General features: G+C 68.1%; 9 protein-coding genes and 2 pseudogenes. 5 read left to right on the top strand and 6 right to left on the bottom strand.

The window, feature by feature from the left end:
• The first annotated feature begins 177 nt into the window (after positions 1-177).
• A complete protein-coding gene (locus GNX96_RS43695; RefSeq protein WP_163573364.1) occupies positions 178-1,083 on the top strand; it encodes a hypothetical protein in 906 nt (301 codons plus the stop codon).
• Between the two features lie 104 nt (positions 1,084-1,187).
• Here the strand turns inward: GNX96_RS43695 and GNX96_RS43690 are convergent, their stop codons facing one another.
• Positions 1,188-2,888, bottom strand: a complete 1,701-nt coding sequence (locus GNX96_RS43690) for an IS1634 family transposase (RefSeq protein WP_163573363.1) — start codon at positions 2,886-2,888, stop codon at positions 1,188-1,190.
• 85 nt (positions 2,889-2,973) lie between these two features.
• Entirely contained in the window at positions 2,974-4,236 is a 1,263-nt protein-coding gene (locus GNX96_RS43685; RefSeq protein WP_163573362.1) for an esterase-like activity of phytase family protein, read from the bottom strand.
• Between the two features lie 163 nt (positions 4,237-4,399).
• Here GNX96_RS43685 and GNX96_RS43680 point away from each other — a divergent pair, with 163 nt between their 5' ends.
• From GNX96_RS43680 to GNX96_RS43670, 3 genes and pseudogenes are all read left to right on the top strand, one after another.
• Positions 4,400-5,257, top strand: a complete 858-nt coding sequence (locus GNX96_RS43680) for a class I SAM-dependent methyltransferase (protein ID WP_279583100.1) — start codon at positions 4,400-4,402, stop codon at positions 5,255-5,257.
• Positions 5,179-5,646: a DedA family protein gene (locus tag GNX96_RS43675; RefSeq protein ID WP_279583099.1), complete on the top strand. Its 468-nt coding sequence runs from the start codon at positions 5,179-5,181 to the stop codon at positions 5,644-5,646. The genes GNX96_RS43680 and GNX96_RS43675 overlap by 79 nt, the downstream gene beginning before the upstream one ends.
• 60 nt (positions 5,647-5,706) lie before the next feature.
• Positions 5,707-7,037, top strand: a pseudogene (locus GNX96_RS43670) (S8 family serine peptidase); the annotation flags it as partial.
• A gap of 498 nt (positions 7,038-7,535) precedes the next feature.
• On the opposite strand, the gene GNX96_RS66580 reads toward GNX96_RS43670, so the two are convergent.
• Positions 7,536-9,653 (bottom strand): response regulator, encoded by a 2,118-nt coding sequence (locus tag GNX96_RS66580; RefSeq protein ID WP_390624313.1) that lies wholly within the window; start codon positions 9,651-9,653, stop codon positions 7,536-7,538.
• Positions 9,654-9,924: 271 nt separating this feature from the next.
• Positions 9,925-10,116: a hypothetical protein gene (locus GNX96_RS43655; protein ID WP_163573359.1), complete on the bottom strand. Its 192-nt coding sequence runs from the start codon at positions 10,114-10,116 to the stop codon at positions 9,925-9,927.
• Between the two features lie 17 nt (positions 10,117-10,133).
• Between GNX96_RS43655 and GNX96_RS43650 the strand changes: the two genes are divergently transcribed.
• Complete coding sequence (locus tag GNX96_RS43650; protein WP_163573358.1) at positions 10,134-10,286, top strand: hypothetical protein; 153 nt, start codon at positions 10,134-10,136, stop codon at positions 10,284-10,286.
• Between the two features lie 227 nt (positions 10,287-10,513).
• Here the strand turns inward: GNX96_RS43650 and GNX96_RS43645 are convergent, their stop codons facing one another.
• Together GNX96_RS43645 and GNX96_RS43640 are read right to left on the bottom strand one after the other, a co-directional pair.
• Positions 10,514-11,215, bottom strand: coding sequence for an MFS transporter (locus tag GNX96_RS43645; protein ID WP_163573357.1), 702 nt, complete (start codon positions 11,213-11,215; stop codon positions 10,514-10,516).
• 54 nt (positions 11,216-11,269) lie between these two features.
• A pseudogene (locus tag GNX96_RS43640) lies at positions 11,270-15,852 on the bottom strand (ATP-dependent helicase).
• Positions 15,853-15,933 lie beyond the last annotated feature (81 nt).

The raw sequence follows: 15,933 nt of genomic DNA, 5'->3' as shown, positions 1-15,933 counted from the left end.
ACAGCGAGACCCAGGAGAGGCCCACTGGAGATCGTCAAGGTCGACCAGCATCGGTACGCCGACCAGTACGCGGGGGCCGTCCGCTTTCTCTGAGACGTTTTTTTCCGCATCGGCCACCCGGGTGTTACCGTCGGCTACGAGTGAACCCTGGCCAGCGGAAGGAGCGCAGCACCAGCGATGCCGGTCGACCCAAGCCAGAGCTCCGAGCTGGATCCGAGCGAGCACCCCGGCAGCCGCACGCAGCGCCGTCGTCGGCGTCGCCAGGTCACCCGGCTGACCATCGTCGCGGTGGCCGCCGCCCTGGTCGTGGGGCTGCTGCTGGCCCCGGTCGTGCGCAACCTGGTCTGGGGCAGCGGCGGGTCCGCGAACACCCCGGTCGCGATGTCGAGCAGCCAGGCGGCCAGCCTGTTCGCCGGCACGCCGGCGGCTTCCTTCGCGATTGGTGACGCCGGCATCCAGCTGCCGGCGGCACAGCAGCAGGGCTCGTACTCGGCCGCCGACGTGGGTACGGCCACCCAGCTCACCAAGCAGACACTGGTCGCCGCCCGGCTGGATCCGGCGATGCTGCAGCGCGGCGACCTGAGCGGATATCTGGCCAAGCTGGCGCCCAGCCTGCAGCCGATGGTGACCAGCGCCGTGCAGAAGGGCGGCGGGGCGCTCAGCTATGTGACCCGGCTGGCCCCGACCGCGAAGCTCGCCGTCGACGAGATCCGGGTCTCCGGCACTATGTCGGTGTCCGTCGGGTCCGATGGGCAGCTGGTGATCAGCGCCAACTACACCTGGGTCTATCCGCTGGACCGGGCCGGCGGGAAGCCCAAGGGCAGCCCGCCGCTGGGCAGCAACCTGGTGATCGTGCACACAGTCGAGACGTACGAGTGGTATCAGCAGGCGAAGGTCGCGGCCACCGAGCGCGGCCTGCGAACCGGCGGCGGCAACAGCTACGCGTACAACAAAGACTGCAACCAGTTCGGCCGCGGCTACCTCGCGCTGGCGCCGCTCGCGGCCGACGGTCACGCGGACGCGCCGGCCGCCAAGGCGTACGACCCCAAAACCGACCCCAACACGCTGCCGGGGCCCTGTTAACCAGACACTGCCTAGCCTGAGTTTCCTCGCTAGTTGATCTTGGGTGGTGTTTTGCCTGGTCAGGTGGGTTCTGGATGGTGGCTGGGTGTATTACCTAAGTCGTGTCAGCGGGTGGGTGCGTAGTGGTGGATGTTGAACAGGTCGGCGAGTTTTTGTTGGGTCCAGGTCATGTCTGTGAGCATGCGTTTGGCGCGAGGGCGTCCTTTGTTGCCGTCGTGGTAGAGCAGGACGGTTTCCTGGATTCCTGATAGTTCGTTTAGCAGTTCGCGGACGGACATGTGTATATCGGCGTGTTCGGCTTCGCGGCGCATGAGGTGGGCGATGGTTAGGGCCAGGACGCAGTAGAACACGTGGACGCGGATTTTCTGGTCGGTCCAGTGGTGCATGGGGCTGAAGGAGACCACGTGAGTGTCTTTGAGTTGACGGAATCCGGCTTCTACGTCGGATTGGGAGCGGTAGCCGGCGACAATGTCGGTGACGGGCCAGTCGTCGTGGCCGGTGAACAGGATCCGTTTGCCGAAGATCCGGTTCTCCAGGCGGGTGCGGGCACGCCGGTCGGTGCGCCAGGTCAGCCGCAGCTCAGCCGGTTTGTCGCCGGTCAGCGTGGTGGTGATGATGTCGCTGACCCAGCGGTGTCGGCAGATCGTGGCGATCTCGGTCTGGACTGCGGCACGGGATTTGCGGGTGCGCCCGCGCGCCAGGCGGCCCTGCAAAGCGGTGAGCTTGCCAGTCACGGTGGCGAGCGTCTGGTCCAGGCCACGAACCTGTTTGGCGTGCAGCGTCGTCGAATGCGTGAGCACGGCGCGGCGTGTCACGCCCAGCGCGGTGACGGTGGTGTCGACATGGGTCAGGCCGCGATAGCGGCCGGCGTCACCGTCGGCGTCGACCGGCCGGTACCGGGATTTCGGTATCGCCAGCAACGCCGGATGGTCGCTCGGTGGCAGTGAGCCGATGAACCCGATCCCGGTATCCTCCACCAGTTCGTGGTTGTCGGCGGAATTCTGCCCGGCGTCGTAGACGATCGTCAGCGACTCCACGGAGGTAGTCAGCTGCCGGTACCGGGCGACCAGTTCGTCGATCATCGCGCTGAACTGGGTGACATCCGGCCGGTCTCCCGGATAGGTATGGGACAGCACCGGAACCCCGCCGTCGCGGGTGACCACCAGGCCCAGCCCAACCAGCCGCAGGTCCACCCGCTTCTGCTTCGCCCTGCCCCGCTGCGCGATCGGCGCCTTCTCGTTGCCGGAGTCGATGAAGGTGGCGAAGTTGGTCATGTCCAGCACCAAACCGGTCAGGTCCAGCCCGAACTCGGTGACGATCCGCCGCCCTAACTTGGTTTCGATCGCTCGCAGGTCGGCTACCGACAACCGATCCATCGCGTTCCAGAACCGGCGATGGTCGGTCGCGCCGCGCGGTAGCCGCAGCCACCGCGCGCGCGCCGTGGAGGCCCACCAATCGGCGAACGCCAGCTTTGAGCACGGCGCCACGATCCGGTTCGCCGTCGCCAACGCGATATACGTGCCCACCGAGGCCAGCGCGTCCGCCCGGCGCGACACCACACCATCGACCGTCCCCACCACGTCCAGTCGCTCCAGCATCGACCACACCGCGGCCAGATCCCCGAACGCCTTGTGTTCGCTACGCACCGGTTCACCGGCCGCCGCGTCGGTCAGCTTGGCCACCACCTCCTCCGCGCTGCCCAGATACTGCTGCGACACGATCCGCGGCTTGCCCTGCACCCGCGCGGACTCGACCAGGTAGTAGTACGTCTTCCCCGCCTGGCGCTTCCCTACGATCGACGGCATATATAGGTAATACACCATCGACGCCTACAACCCAAACACCACAACACAAAACACGCCGAACGATCAGCTAGCAGGGAAACTCAGGCTAGGGCGTGTCGATCTGGTACGAGTCGAGCCTGGTCGGGATTTTGTTGAGCTTGACGGTGCCGTTCGATGTGATGCTGTCGACGCCGAAGTCGTTGTCATTGATCAACGTCAGCAGTGATTTGCCGCCGTCCGGGGTAAGAGCCAGGTCCTCGATCTTGCCGTTGCCGAGTTTGGCTTTCTTGGCGTCGAAAACCAGCGTCTTCTTGCCCGACACCACGCCGTTGTCGGCGAGGTCGGACGGGCCGAGCTGTTCCAGCGTCGGAGTGTCGCTGGTGTCCCAGTGGGTGCCGAGAATGTTCGTCGCGTGGCCGAAATCCACCGCATAGAGCAACGTGTGGACAGTCGGTTGTTCGGCGTCGCGCTCCTCGATCAACAGCCGGTCCGGCGACAGCCACACCATCGCCGAGGTCTTCCAGTCGCCGTCGTCGGAGTTGTCCTTGTCCCGTACGTTCACGAATTCTCCGGTGACGCTCGGCTTTTTGGTGTCCAGCCGATAGATCCGCAGATTCCGGGATTTCTTGCTGACACTGGTGGTCGGGTTGTTCAGCGGACTTTGCTGTGCCACATAGAGAGTGTTGCCGTCGGCGGAAATCGCCAGGCCCTCCAAACCCCGGTTCGGCTTCTGGGTGCTGACGATCGCCGGCAGGATCGGTAGCACGGTCACGCCCGGCGCCTGGTAAGTCGTCTGGTTCGACGGTACGAGGCGGGACAGCACCGTGCCGTCGGCGTCGACGTGCAGCACGCTCGACCGGTTTTCCTCGGAAATCCAGAAAGTGCCGTTCGGTGCTCGTACCAACCCCTCGGTGTCGACGCCGTACGGGTCCAGCGGCAGCGCCTTGCCGTGCACGTCGACCGGCGCGTCGTCGGTCGGCGGCAGGTTCGGCAGGCCGGTGATCAGCCGGGTCTTGGTCACCGGGTCGGTGTAGCCGTCGGGCGTACGCAGCGGGATCTGCTGCTGGATCGTCAGTTTCGACCCGTCTCGGGAAACCAGCAGGATCTCCGGGGTGAAGGTCGGGTCGACGAAGATCGGGTTGTCGCCGTCGGAGTTGTTCGGTCCCCGATCGGTGATCGCCCAGAACGTCTTTCCGCTGGTGCCCGCCGGATAGATGTCGCTGAAGCCACCGAGCACGCCACCGCCGGGCAGCGTGGGCGGATTCTGGTACGTGGCGGTGGCCTCAAGGACCGGCGAGCTGGCCGCGGCGGCCGGCACCGCGCAAGCGGTCAGGACAGTGGCTCCCAGCAGGGCGAGACGACGAATCATGCCGCAGACGCTTGCCGGTAGGGATGCGAAAAGGGTGGAATCAGCATGGACGTACGGTAGCTACCGCGCGAACCCTTGTAGCGGGATTTTGCCGTAATCATTCCGGCTGATGTGCGCGCGGCGGCAGCCGGTTAGGTTTTCCCCATGACCGCACCATCCTCGGATGCCCGGCTGTTCCTGCGCGAGTTCGTCCGTTCGCCGCTCACCACCGCCGCGCGTGCTGCCCAGTTCGCCGGCCCTCGCGGCGGCGATGACCGCGCCGATCGCGGCAATGGCCGAGTCCGTAGTGCCTGTGGTGGTCGAGCTTGGGCCGGGAACCGGCGCTTTCACCGGCGCGATCCGGCGGCAGTTGGCCGGTCGCGGACGGCATCTCGCGATCGAGCTCAGCGACGTGATGGCCGACGTGCTGACTGCGCGCTATCCGGAGGTCGACGTCGTCCGTACGGATGCCAACGACCTGTGCCAAGTGCTGGCCGACCGGGACCTGCCGGCGGCGGACGCGGTGGTCAGCGGACTGCCCTGGGCCGCCTACAGCGGTCCGCTGATCCGTACGATCGCCGGCTCGTTGGCTCCGAACGGCACGTTCACCCAGTTCGCGTACACGTGGAGCCGGTGGGCGCCGCCGGCTCGCCGGTTGCTGGCGGGCCTGCGGGCCGCCTTCGACGAGGTCGAGGTGTCCCGTACGGTCTGGCGCAATGTGCCGCCCGCGGTCGTCTACCTCGCGCGGGGGGTCCGAAGTCTTGACCATCGCCGGCCTGCTCTCCGGTCTGCTCGAGGTGCTGCCCGCACCGGTCGTGTTGCTGCTCGCCGCCGGTTGGCTGACAGCCGAGTCCGGCCTGCTCATCGGCGTCGTGCTGCCCGGCGCGAGCGTGGCGATGGCGCTCGGGCTTTTCGCCCGGGGCGGCGCTTTTTTTTCCGCTTCCGATCGCGATCGTCACCGCGGTGGTCGCGACTGCGGTCGGTAGCCAGTACGGGTATTGGCGCGGCTGGCGGGCGACCACTGCCGGACCCGGGCGGCTGACCAGGATCATCGATCGCAAGGTCGGTGCCGAGCGCGAACAGCGGCTGCTGGCCGGCCTTCGCGAGCGGGCCCGGTGGGCCGTGGGCACCGCGCACTGCGTCGCCGTCGTACGTACGTTGGTGCCCCGACTTGCCGGCCGCGCCGGCGTCCCGTACCGGCGGTTCGCCGGGTACGACGTGACGGGTGCGGTGGTATGGGGGACCGGCGTGACCACGATTGGCTATGTGGCCGGTGCCGCGTACGAGAGCGCGCAGCGGCTGTTGGGGCTGCTCGGCCTGCCGTTGATCATCCTGATCCTCGTCGCCGTCCTGGCCTGGCGATTGATTCGCGCCCGGCGCGCTCGTACGCCCGAGCGACGGCCGGATCGGGCCACTACTGGGTTGAGGTGAGGCCGTACACCCGCTCCCAGGCATCGGTGTAAATGACGTTGCCTGTTTTAGGGAGTGTGGATGCGAGCACGGAAGAGATACGCGGTCACCGCGGCCACCGTTTTAGCGTTATTGGCGACCAGCGGGGGAGCGGCGGCGACCGCCGCTCCTGCACGAACTTCCCAGCCGGCCCAGACAATCACGTTGATCACCGGCGACAAGGTGCAGCTGAGCGGCAGCACGGTGACCGGCGTACGTCCGGCCAAAGGCCGGGAGAAGATCCCGATGTTCCGTCAGGTGGAACGCAAACACCATTACGTCATTCCGGCTGACGCGGCTGGGTTGGTGACGGCTGGAAAACTCGACCGGGAACTGTTTGACGTCGACGCGTTGGTGTCGTACAGATATGACGACGCCCACAGCGCGACGCTGCCGGTAATTGTGCAGCACGACCAGAAAGTCCAGCCGAAATTGGTCGGTGCCCAGCTGCGGCGGCGGAATGTGCCGGAGATTGGTGTGACGGCGGTACGCGAACAGAAGTCCGCTGCCACCGCATTCTGGAACAGCGCGAAGTCGGCTGGAAAGATCTGGTTGGACAGCAAGCTGAAACTGAACGACGTCAGCGACAACCTCAACCAGATCGGTGCCCCCACGGCCTGGAAAGCCGGATATAGCGGGACCGGCGTGACAGTCGCGGTGCTGGATGGCGGCATCGACGCCACTCATCCTGACTTCGCCGGGAAAATCACCGCGCAACAGAACTTCACCGACGCGGCGAGCGCCGACGACACCTTCGGCCACGGCACCCACGTGGCCTCGATCGCGGCTGGTTCGGGGGCCGCGTCTGGCGGCAAATATTCCGGGGTGGCCCCTGGCGCGAAAATCGCCGTCGGGAAGGTGTGTGACGGCGACTCCTGCGACACGTCTGCGATTCTGGCCGGCATGGTGTGGGCGGCTCGTACGGTCAAGGCCAAGGTCGTCAACCTGAGCCTCGGCGGCGACCGGCCTCGGGACGGGGCGATCCGCTGGTCAGTACGCTGAACCAGCTGAGCTCGCAGAACGGCACGCTTTTCGTGGTGGCGGCTGGAAACGACGGGTTCGCCGGCTCGGTCAACTCACCTGGGTCGGCTGACCAGGCGCTGACCGTGGGTGCCGTGGACGGGAAGGACCAGCTGGCGCCCTTCTCCAGCCAGGGCCCGCGCCAGCTCGACGAGGCGCTGAAGCCGGACATCGTCGCGCCGGGCGTCGGTATCGTTGCCGCCAAAGCGAAAAACGGCGTGATTGGCAATCCGAGTGACAATCCCGCATATGTGGCGCTGGACGGCACGTCGATGGCTACCCCGCACGTGGCCGGTGCCGCCGCGGTGCTGGCCGGCGAGCATCCGGACTGGACCGGCCAGCAGCTGAAGGCGGCCTTGATGGCGTCCGCGAAAACCCTGCCGAAGGTGAGTGTTTTCGCGCAGGGCGCGGGACGCCTGGACATCGGCCGCGCGGTCGGTCAGCAGTTGGTGGCCAACCCGCCGAGCGTTTCGGTGCCGACGCAGGTGTGGCCGCATAACGACGACAAGCCGGCCGCACAGTCCGTTTCTTACCACAACTACGGAAAAACACCGCTGACGCTGGCGTTGTCCACGGACGTACGCGGGCCGGATGGCAAGTCAGCGCCAGCCGCGATGTTCGCGGTGACCCCGAAAACGCTGACCGTGCCGGCCGGAGCTGACGCCGCCGCGACCTTCACCACGAACACCGCGGTGGCTGGGAAGGACGGCGAATACACCGGCGGAATCATCGCCAACACGACTGACGGGCAGTCTGTCCGTACGCCGATCGCCGTCAACCGCGAGGTCGAGAGCTACAACCTGACGATCAAGACGATTGGCCGGGACGGCGGGCCACCGCCGGCGGACTACTTACTCGGATTCGTGGCGTACGGCGAGGATGTCACCCGTTTCCCCTCCGACGGCGATCAGGATGGCACCGCGAGTGTCCGGTTGCCCAAGGGCCAGTATGCGGCCGAGGTCTTGACGTTCGAGTCCGATAGCAGCTCTGTTGACCTGATAGCGCCTTACCTCACCGTCAACCACGACCTGACGGTGGTGATGGACACGCGCAAGGCCAAGCCAGCCGACGTCACGGTGGACCAAGCCGGTGCGCAGAGCATGAGCATCGGGACCAATGGCACGTTCTATACGTCCAGTGGGTCGGTGGCCGGCACCGGACTCGGTGCCGAGGATCCTGCTCACCTGCTGACCGGCACGATCGGGGCAGCTGCCCCGGCCGCGCTTTACAGCCAGGTGGTGACCAGTGACTGGGCGGATCCCGGCCCGGCCGGCGATTTCGTCGACTCGGCGTACGCGTACCACTTGGCGCAACTGACCGCGGGCCGGATGCCGACCGGGGTTCTGTTGCATGCCAAGAAAGCCGGGCTTTCCCGAGTGCGACAGAAGGTGCTGCCGACGATGTTCTCCGGCCAGGCGCTGCGGGCCGCGGTCTTCTCGCTGCCGGATGGGGTCGTTCCGTTCCAGTTCCCGACCGGGGCCGCGTCCACGAAACCGGGCGTGCAGACCGAATACCTGAGTCCAGGGGCGCAGCGCTGGACTCTGCTGGCCCAGCTCAACACACCCGACGGGCAGCCGGTCGCGTCGTTCCTGCGCGAACCGGGTCCGGTCGTGGCCGGTGACTTCACCGACGTGGCCAACGCGCCAGCTCTCGGACCGGGTTTCTTCGCGGACGGGCCGGATGCGCCGCTGCGCAGTGGGCAGCTCGCGGACGACCTGGTTTCCCAACCGCCGATGTTCTCCGGGGGCGACCAACGTTATCGCGGGATTCTCTTCACAGGTGGCGCAAGCGCCGTTCTCTACAAGGACGGAGTGAAAGTCGCCGACGGGCCTGGATATATCGATTATCACGCGCCTTCGGCCGACGCTTCGTACCGGATGGTCGTGACGCAGAGCCAGTCGCTTGGCGCACTGTCCACTTCGGTCAGCGGCGAATTGACTTTCCGGTCGAAGAAGGTCACTGGTTCGAACGGGTACACGCTGCCGCTGCTCGCGCCGCGGTTCGCCCCGAAAACCGATGACCACGGGACCGCGCCGGCAGGTGCCGGATTCAGTATTCCGATCGTGGTGGACCAGCAGGTGACGGCGAATTCCGTCACCGGTGTGACCGTTGAGTTTTCCACCGATGACGGGAAAACGTGGCAGTCGGCGGCGGTGAATGCGAACGGCCCGAAAGCCTGGGCCGCAACCGTTGCCAACCCGGGCAGCGGATTCGTGTCGTTGCGGGCGACCGCCACCGACAGTGCCGGGAACACCGGCAAGGTGACGATCATCCGGGCGTACGCGATCAGCTAACGCCGGGTGAACCTTCTGGCCGGCCTGCCAGATCCTCGACAGCGGTGCTGTCGGCGGGCGGGTCGGCCAGTTGGATCTCCTCGCCCAACCAGCTGTATTCGTGTTCGGGCCGGCCGGTGGCGCCGTACCGCAGGCCGATGCGCCGATGCGGGCCTCGCCGCTTTCCGCGAGAGCGCCCAGATAGCGCTGTGCGGTGGCCCGGGCAATGCCCAGCTCGGTGGCGATCTCGATCGCCGACCGCGGCCGGCCGGCCCGCCGCAACGCGTCGGTAACCAGTCGGGCGGTGACCGGCGACTGGCCTTTCGCGGTGCTGGACCGGTCGTTGTCGTGGAGCGCCCGCACGGCCCGGTCAATGTCGTTTTGCCGCAGGGTTTGGCTGCCCTGTAGGAGGGCCTGATAACGCGCGTAGGCGGTGAGGCGGGTGCCGAGCTGGGCGGCGGTGAATGGTTTCAAAAGGTAATTCAGAGCTCCCGCCCGCAATGCCGCCCGGACGGTCGTGGACTCGGCCGCCGCGGTCAGCACCATGGTGTCGATCTCGATCTCGGCCAGCAGCCGCAGCGCGGAATCGTCGGGCAGGTGCAGATCCAGCAGCAGCAGATCCGGTGTCAGCTCGGCGATCCGGCCACGCGCCTCGGTCGCGGAATGCGCGGTGCCGAGCACGCTGAACCCGGGCACGGCGTCGACGAAGCCGGCGTGCAGGGAAGCGACAAGAACATCGAGATCGACCACCAGCACCCGGATCACTGACCACCACCGGTCCGGAATTCGCGCACGCCTGTCTCCCGGGGGTTCACAACCCACCGGGAGAGTTGGGTGTGCCGGCCAGGCCGGGCGGAATGCGGTGGCATGACGGACAGACCGTACTCCAGGGGAGATCACCAGTCTGCAACAGGTTCCCTGAAAAGACACCGAAACCTTGCGAGCAAAAAGAGCAAAATAAGGGAATTCAGTGGCTCCCCAAACTGGTCTCCTGGTTTTGCTTGTCTGTCCCGGAATTTTGCGCGCGCATCGTACGCAACGGGGAAAGGAGCAGCGGCAGGATCGACAACGCGACGCCGATCCCGTCCACCGTGAGCGTCGCCCGCAGCCCGAAGACGCTCGCCAGCGCGCCACCCAGCAGGCTGCCCAGCGGCAGCATGCCCCATCACCATCGTCATGATCGAGCTGGCCCTGGCTTGCAGGCCGGCCGGGCAGAGCCGCTGTCGGCAGCTCGTCTGCACGATGTTCGCGGTGATGATGGCGAAACTCGCGAGCAGGTTGGCGGCCACGAACCAGCCCAGCGCCCAGCCGGGAGCGGTCAGCGGATAGAGCAGGAATCCGGCACCCACGGCCGCCGCCGCGACCAGCATCGTGCCGGCCTCGCCGAGCCGGGCCGCGAGGCGACCGGTGGTGGCGGCGGCCACCAACCAACGCGCCGAGTAACCCGACCGTGCTGAGCACGCCAATGACGCCGGCGCCGAGATGGACCTCGCGGACCAGGAAAACGATCATGATGCCGCTGTTCGCGCCTTGGAACAGGACCAGCAGCGCGGTGCTCAGCGCCATCGCCCGCAGCACCGGATGCCCGGCGACGAACCGCAGCCCTTCGCCGATCTCCCCATGCAGCGCGGCGCCCGCCCCGGCGATCGCCGCTGGACAGGCTCGACGGCCTTGATACGCCCCAGTCCGGCCGCCGACAGCAGATAGCTGGCCGCGTCCACCGCGATCGCCACCGGCGCGCTTAGCACCTGAATCACGAAACCGCCCAGTGCCGCGCCGGCCAGCGCCGCGACCGAGGCGTTGGTGGCGAGTTTGGTATTGCCCTCGACGAGGTCCTTGTAGTTGACCAGGCGTGGCAGGTACGCCGGCTGGCCGACGTTGAAGAAGACGGTGAGCACGCTGCTGGCGAGGGCGACCACGTACAGCTGGGTCAACGTCAGGGCGCCGAGCAGGCTCGCCGCCGGGATCGACAGCAACAGGGCCGTACGAGCGAGGTCGGCGACGATCAGGACGGGCCTGGCTCGTACGCGATCCAGCCAGGCGCCGGCGTGCAGCCCGAAGAGCAGCGAGCCGGCCGTACCAGCCGCGGTCAGCAGCGACGCCTGGAACGTGGAGGCGTGCAAGGTGACGACGGCCAGGAACGGGACGGCCAGCAATGCCGTCCGGCTGCCGAGCTGACTGACCAGGTCAGCCACCCATAGCTGCCGGAAATCGTGGTCCCGCAGCAAGCCCAGCCGCCGGGTGATCAAAGAAGGCATGCGCTGACTCTAGATGATCACGCAGTAAAGCTGAGCCTCTATCGCTCAACTAAATTAGTTGCGGAGACGAAGGCCGCTGGGAGTGGGACGGAAACCGGCTTGTTCGAGAAGATCAGCCAGCGGGGAGTCGGTGACCGCGGCGCCGTTGGCGCGCTGGACCGTGAGGGAGCCGAGCAAGCCGTCCCGCACCGCTTCGGCCAGTGCGGCAGTCGCCCTTGTCAGAGTGTCCGAGTCGGCGGTGAAGGACAGCAGCGTCCGGCCGCCTCGCTCGACGTAGAGCGCCAATGCGCCGTCGACCAGCACGACCAGCGCGCCGGCCTTGCGGCCGGGTCGGTGGGTGGTGCCGCCGAGGGACTCCGCCGTCCGGTCTGGCCAGCTCAGCGACGCACCATACGGGTTGGCGGGGTCGGTGGCGGCGAGAGGACGGTCGAGCTGGGCGCGAGGTCCGGCCGGTGGCTGTCCGGGCTCAGGTCGCGGCGGATCTCCTGGCGGCGCTGCAGGTCGGTGGCCAGCGATCGGAGCCGGTCGACCGCGCCGGGCAGCGCGAACTGGGCACCGCCGAGGCCGTCCACGAAGTAGCCCCGGCGCACCCGGCCAGCGTCTTCCAGCGCCGACAGCACCGAGTAGATCCGAGCGAAGCCGCCGGCCACCCCCTCGCTGGTCACCGATCCCCTGGTGAGCACGCCATATCGCTCCAACAGCGCGTCCGCGGCCGCATGCGCGCGCAAGGTCGGGTCGGGTTCGCGGTCGGGCAGCAGGCTCCACCGGCCGCCAACCGTCGGCGGGCCGGCCCGGGTGGGCAGCCGAGGCCGGCGTTGGGCTCGCCGAAAACCCGCCCGGGCGGTGCCGGTGGACGGTCGGTGGCTCGTACGGCCGGCGCCGAGCAGGGTGCGCAGCGGGCCGAGCGTGTCGTTGCTGAGGCGGCCCCCGCCCAGACCAGCTCCCAGATCGCCGCCACCAGGTCGTCGTCGGCGACCGGCGAACCAAGCGCGGTGCCCACCCGGTCGGAGATGTCCCGGAAGAACAGCGCCTGCCCGCCGGCCAGGCACTCGATGACCGCGGCCGGCACCGGGCCTTCGGCCAGGGCCAGCGGCTCGGGGAGCAGCAGCGGCGCGGTATCGGCGAAGCTGAGCGCCACCCAGCCGTCGTTGCCGGGCAGGGATCCGTTGCCAGCCCACAGAACTTCGCCGGACGCGCACAGCTCGTCCAGCAGCGCGGGGGGTAGTAGTAGTGCGGCACCCGGGCCGGCAAGATCAGCTGCTCCAGCGCACTCGCCGGCAGCGGCACGCCCTGCAGGCCGCCGATCGCGTCGGCCAGCGTGTCGACCCCGCCGCTGCTCGGCCGGTGCGGGCCGATGCGCTGCCAGGCTGGCAAAAAACGTCCCCAGCGCGGCCGCCGGCACCGGCTCCACCTCGGCCCGCAGCACCGCGAGTGAGCGGCGCCGGAGCGTACGCAGGACTTCGGTGTCACACCACTCCGCGCCGGATCCGCCTGGGGTGAACTCACCGGCCACCACCCGGCCGGCGGACGCCAGCCGGTGCAGCGCGGAGGCGGCGATCGCGATGCCGATCCCGAACCGCTCGGCCACGTGGTGGGACGAGAACGGCCCATGCGTACGGGCGAAACGGGACACCAGGTCCCCCAGCGGGTCGGCCACCGGCTCGGTGAAAACGTCCGGCACGCCGACCGGAAGCGCGGCACCGAGTGCGTCCCGAACCCGGCCGGCGTCCTCGATGGCGATCCACCGGTGCTCGCCGCCGATCCGGACCTGGATCGCCCGTCGGGTTTTCTCCAGCTCCGCCAACCATTCCAGGCGGCCGCCACGTTCCTGGATCTCGGCCTCGGTGAGCCCGCCGAGCAACCGCAGCAGGTCGGCCACCCCGTCCACAGTGGACACTCGGCGCTCGTCGTCGTGGTCAGATATTGGAGCTGTTGAAGGGTTTCCACCAGCACGTTCGGGTCGAGCAGCTCGCGCAGCTCGGCTCGGCGCGGCGAGTAGCTCGGCGAGCAAGGTGGTGTCCAGTGCGAGGGCCTGGGCGCGCTGCTCGGCCAGCGGCGCGTCGCCCTCGTACATGAAAGCGCCGACATAACCGAAAAGCAGTGACCGCGCGAAAGGCGACGGCTGCGCGGTGGCGGCCTCCACGACTCTGGTCTCTCGGTTGCCCATCTCGCGCATCAACCCGGTCAGGCCAGGAAGGTCGAAAACGTCGTTGAGGCATTCCCGCATCGCCTCCAGCACAACCGGGAATTCGCCGTATTCGCCGGCGACCGCGAGCAGCTGCGCGGATCGTTGGCGCTGCTGCCATAACGGCGCCCGGCGCCCGGCCGGCGCCGCGGGAGCAGCAGGGACCGGGCCGCGCATTCGCGGAACCGGGAGGCGAAGACCGCCGAGCCGCCGAGCTCCGCGGTGACGACCTCCTCGATTTCCTCTGGACTGAAAACGACCACTTCGGCCGGCGGCGGAGTTTCCATGTCGGGGAGCCGAAGAACGATGCCGTCGTCGGACGCGACGGCGTGCCCATCCACCCCATATCGCTCGCGCAGCCGGGCCGTCAGCGCCAGCGCCCAGGGCGAGTTCACCGGCGCGCCGAACGGCGAGTGGACACACATTCGCCAGTCGCCCAACTCGTCGGTGAAACGCTCGACGACGATGGTGTGTGTCGTCGGGCAAGGTGCCGGCCGCTTCGCGTTGATCGGCCAGATAACTCAGCAGGTTGGTCGCGGCCCAGTCGTCCAGGCCCGCGTTTTTGGCCCTGGCGATGGCCTTGGGCTCTTTGGCGGTGGTCATTTCGCGTACGAACGCGCCGACCGCGCGACCCAGCTCCAACGGCCGGCCGGGAGTGTCGCCCTTCCAGAACGGCATCCGGCCGGGCTGCCCAGGCGCCGGCGTGACGATCACCTTGTCCGGGGTGATCCTGGATCTGCCAGGAGGTGGAGCCGAGCAGGAAAACGTCGCCGACCCGCGACTCGTACACCATCTCCTCGTCCAGCTCGCCGACCCGGGATCCCTTCTCGCCGGCCAGGAAGACGCCGAACAGCCCGCGGTCGGGGATGGTCCCGCCGCTGGTCACCGCGAGCCGCTGGGCGCCCGGCCGGGCGGTCAGCGCCCCGGTGATCCGGTCCCAGGTCAGCCGCGGCCGCAGCTCGGCGAACGCGTCGCTGGGATAGCGGCCGGCCAGCATGTCCAGCGTCGCTTCGAGGGCGGACCTGGGCAGCTCGGCGTAGGGGGCGGCTCGGCGTACCAGCGCGTCGATCTCGTCCACGGTTTGTTCGTCCATCGCCACCATCGCGACGATTTGCTGGGCCAGCACGTCCAGCGGGTTGCGTGGGCAGTGCAGCTCCTCGATCGCGGCAGCGGACATCCGCTCGGCGACCACCGCGCAGGACACCAGATCGCCACGGTATTTCGGCAGAATCACCCCGGTCGACACCGCGCCGACCTGATGGCCGGCCCGGCCGACCCGCTGCAGGCCGCTGGCCACCGAGGGGGGCGCCTCCACCTGCACGACCAGGTCGACCGCGCCCATGTCGATGCCCAGCTCCAGGCTGCTGGTGGCGACCACCGCCGGCAGCCGGCCGGCCTTCAGGTCCTCCTCGACGATCCGGCGCTGTTCCTTGGAAACCGAGCCGTGGTGCGCCTTCGCGATCACCGGTGGCGCGCCCTTGCCCGTACCGGACTGGCCCACCGCCATCGCCGGGAAATGGGTGAGGGGGGATGGGTTCTCTTCGGCCAGGTCGTTGAGGCGGGACGTGAGGCGCTCGGCGGCCCGGCGGCCGTTGGTGAAGACGATCGTGCTTCGGTGCGCCCGAATCAGCTCGTACACCCGCTCCTCGATCGCCGGCCAGATCGACTTGGACCCGACCTCCTCGTCGGCGTTGCCAGGCTGCGCGGTGGACATGTCTGACATGTCTTCGACGGGCACGACGACCTGAAGCGACACCGTCTTGTGTGACGGCGGCTGGACCACGGTGACCGGCTGGCTGCCGCCCAGGAACCTCGCGACATCCTGGACCGGTCGTACGGTCGCGGACAGTCCGATCCGCTGCGCCGGCCGCTCCAGCAGGGCGTCGAGTCGCTCCAGCGAGAGCGCGAGATGAACCCCTCGCTTGCCCCCGGCCATCGCGTGCACCTCGTCCACGATCACCGTGTCCACCGCCCAGTGCAGTGCGTCCCGCGCCTGGCTGGTGAGCAGCAGAAACAGCGACTCGGGTGTGGTGATCAGGATGTCCGCGCCGTGCTTGGTGAACGCGCGGCGTTCGTTGGGCGGGGTGTCGCCGCTGCGCATGGCGATCGTGATGTCCGGCTCTGGCAGACCCAGCCTCGCGGCTGCTCTGGAGATCCCCACCAGTGGGGTTCGCAGGTTCCTCTGCACGTCCACGGCAAGGGCCTTGAGAGGGCTGATGTAGACGACTCTGCAGCGCGGCTTGTCCTCATCTCGTGGCGTCGACGCGAGCCGGTCGACGGAGGCGAGGAACGCGGCGAGCGTCTTGCCCGACCCGGTAGGGGCGACGGTGAGGACGTTGTCACCGCGACCGACCGCCTCCCAGGTTCCCAGCTGCGCCGGGGTAGGTGCGGTGAACGCGTCACCGAACCACGCTCGGGTCGATTCCGAGAAGGCGGCGGCCACGTCGTTCATGGGCCCATCCTCCCTCGCGGGGGTACGACATCTTGTGCACGAGTCGCGACGGGCACTGTCCGAAATCTCACGCCAGCAAGG

The organism is Fodinicola feengrottensis (assembly GCF_010993775.1).
GTDB lineage: Bacteria > Actinomycetota > Actinomycetes > Mycobacteriales > HKI-0501 > Fodinicola > Fodinicola feengrottensis.
This window is presented reverse-complemented; position numbering and strand designations above follow the sequence as displayed.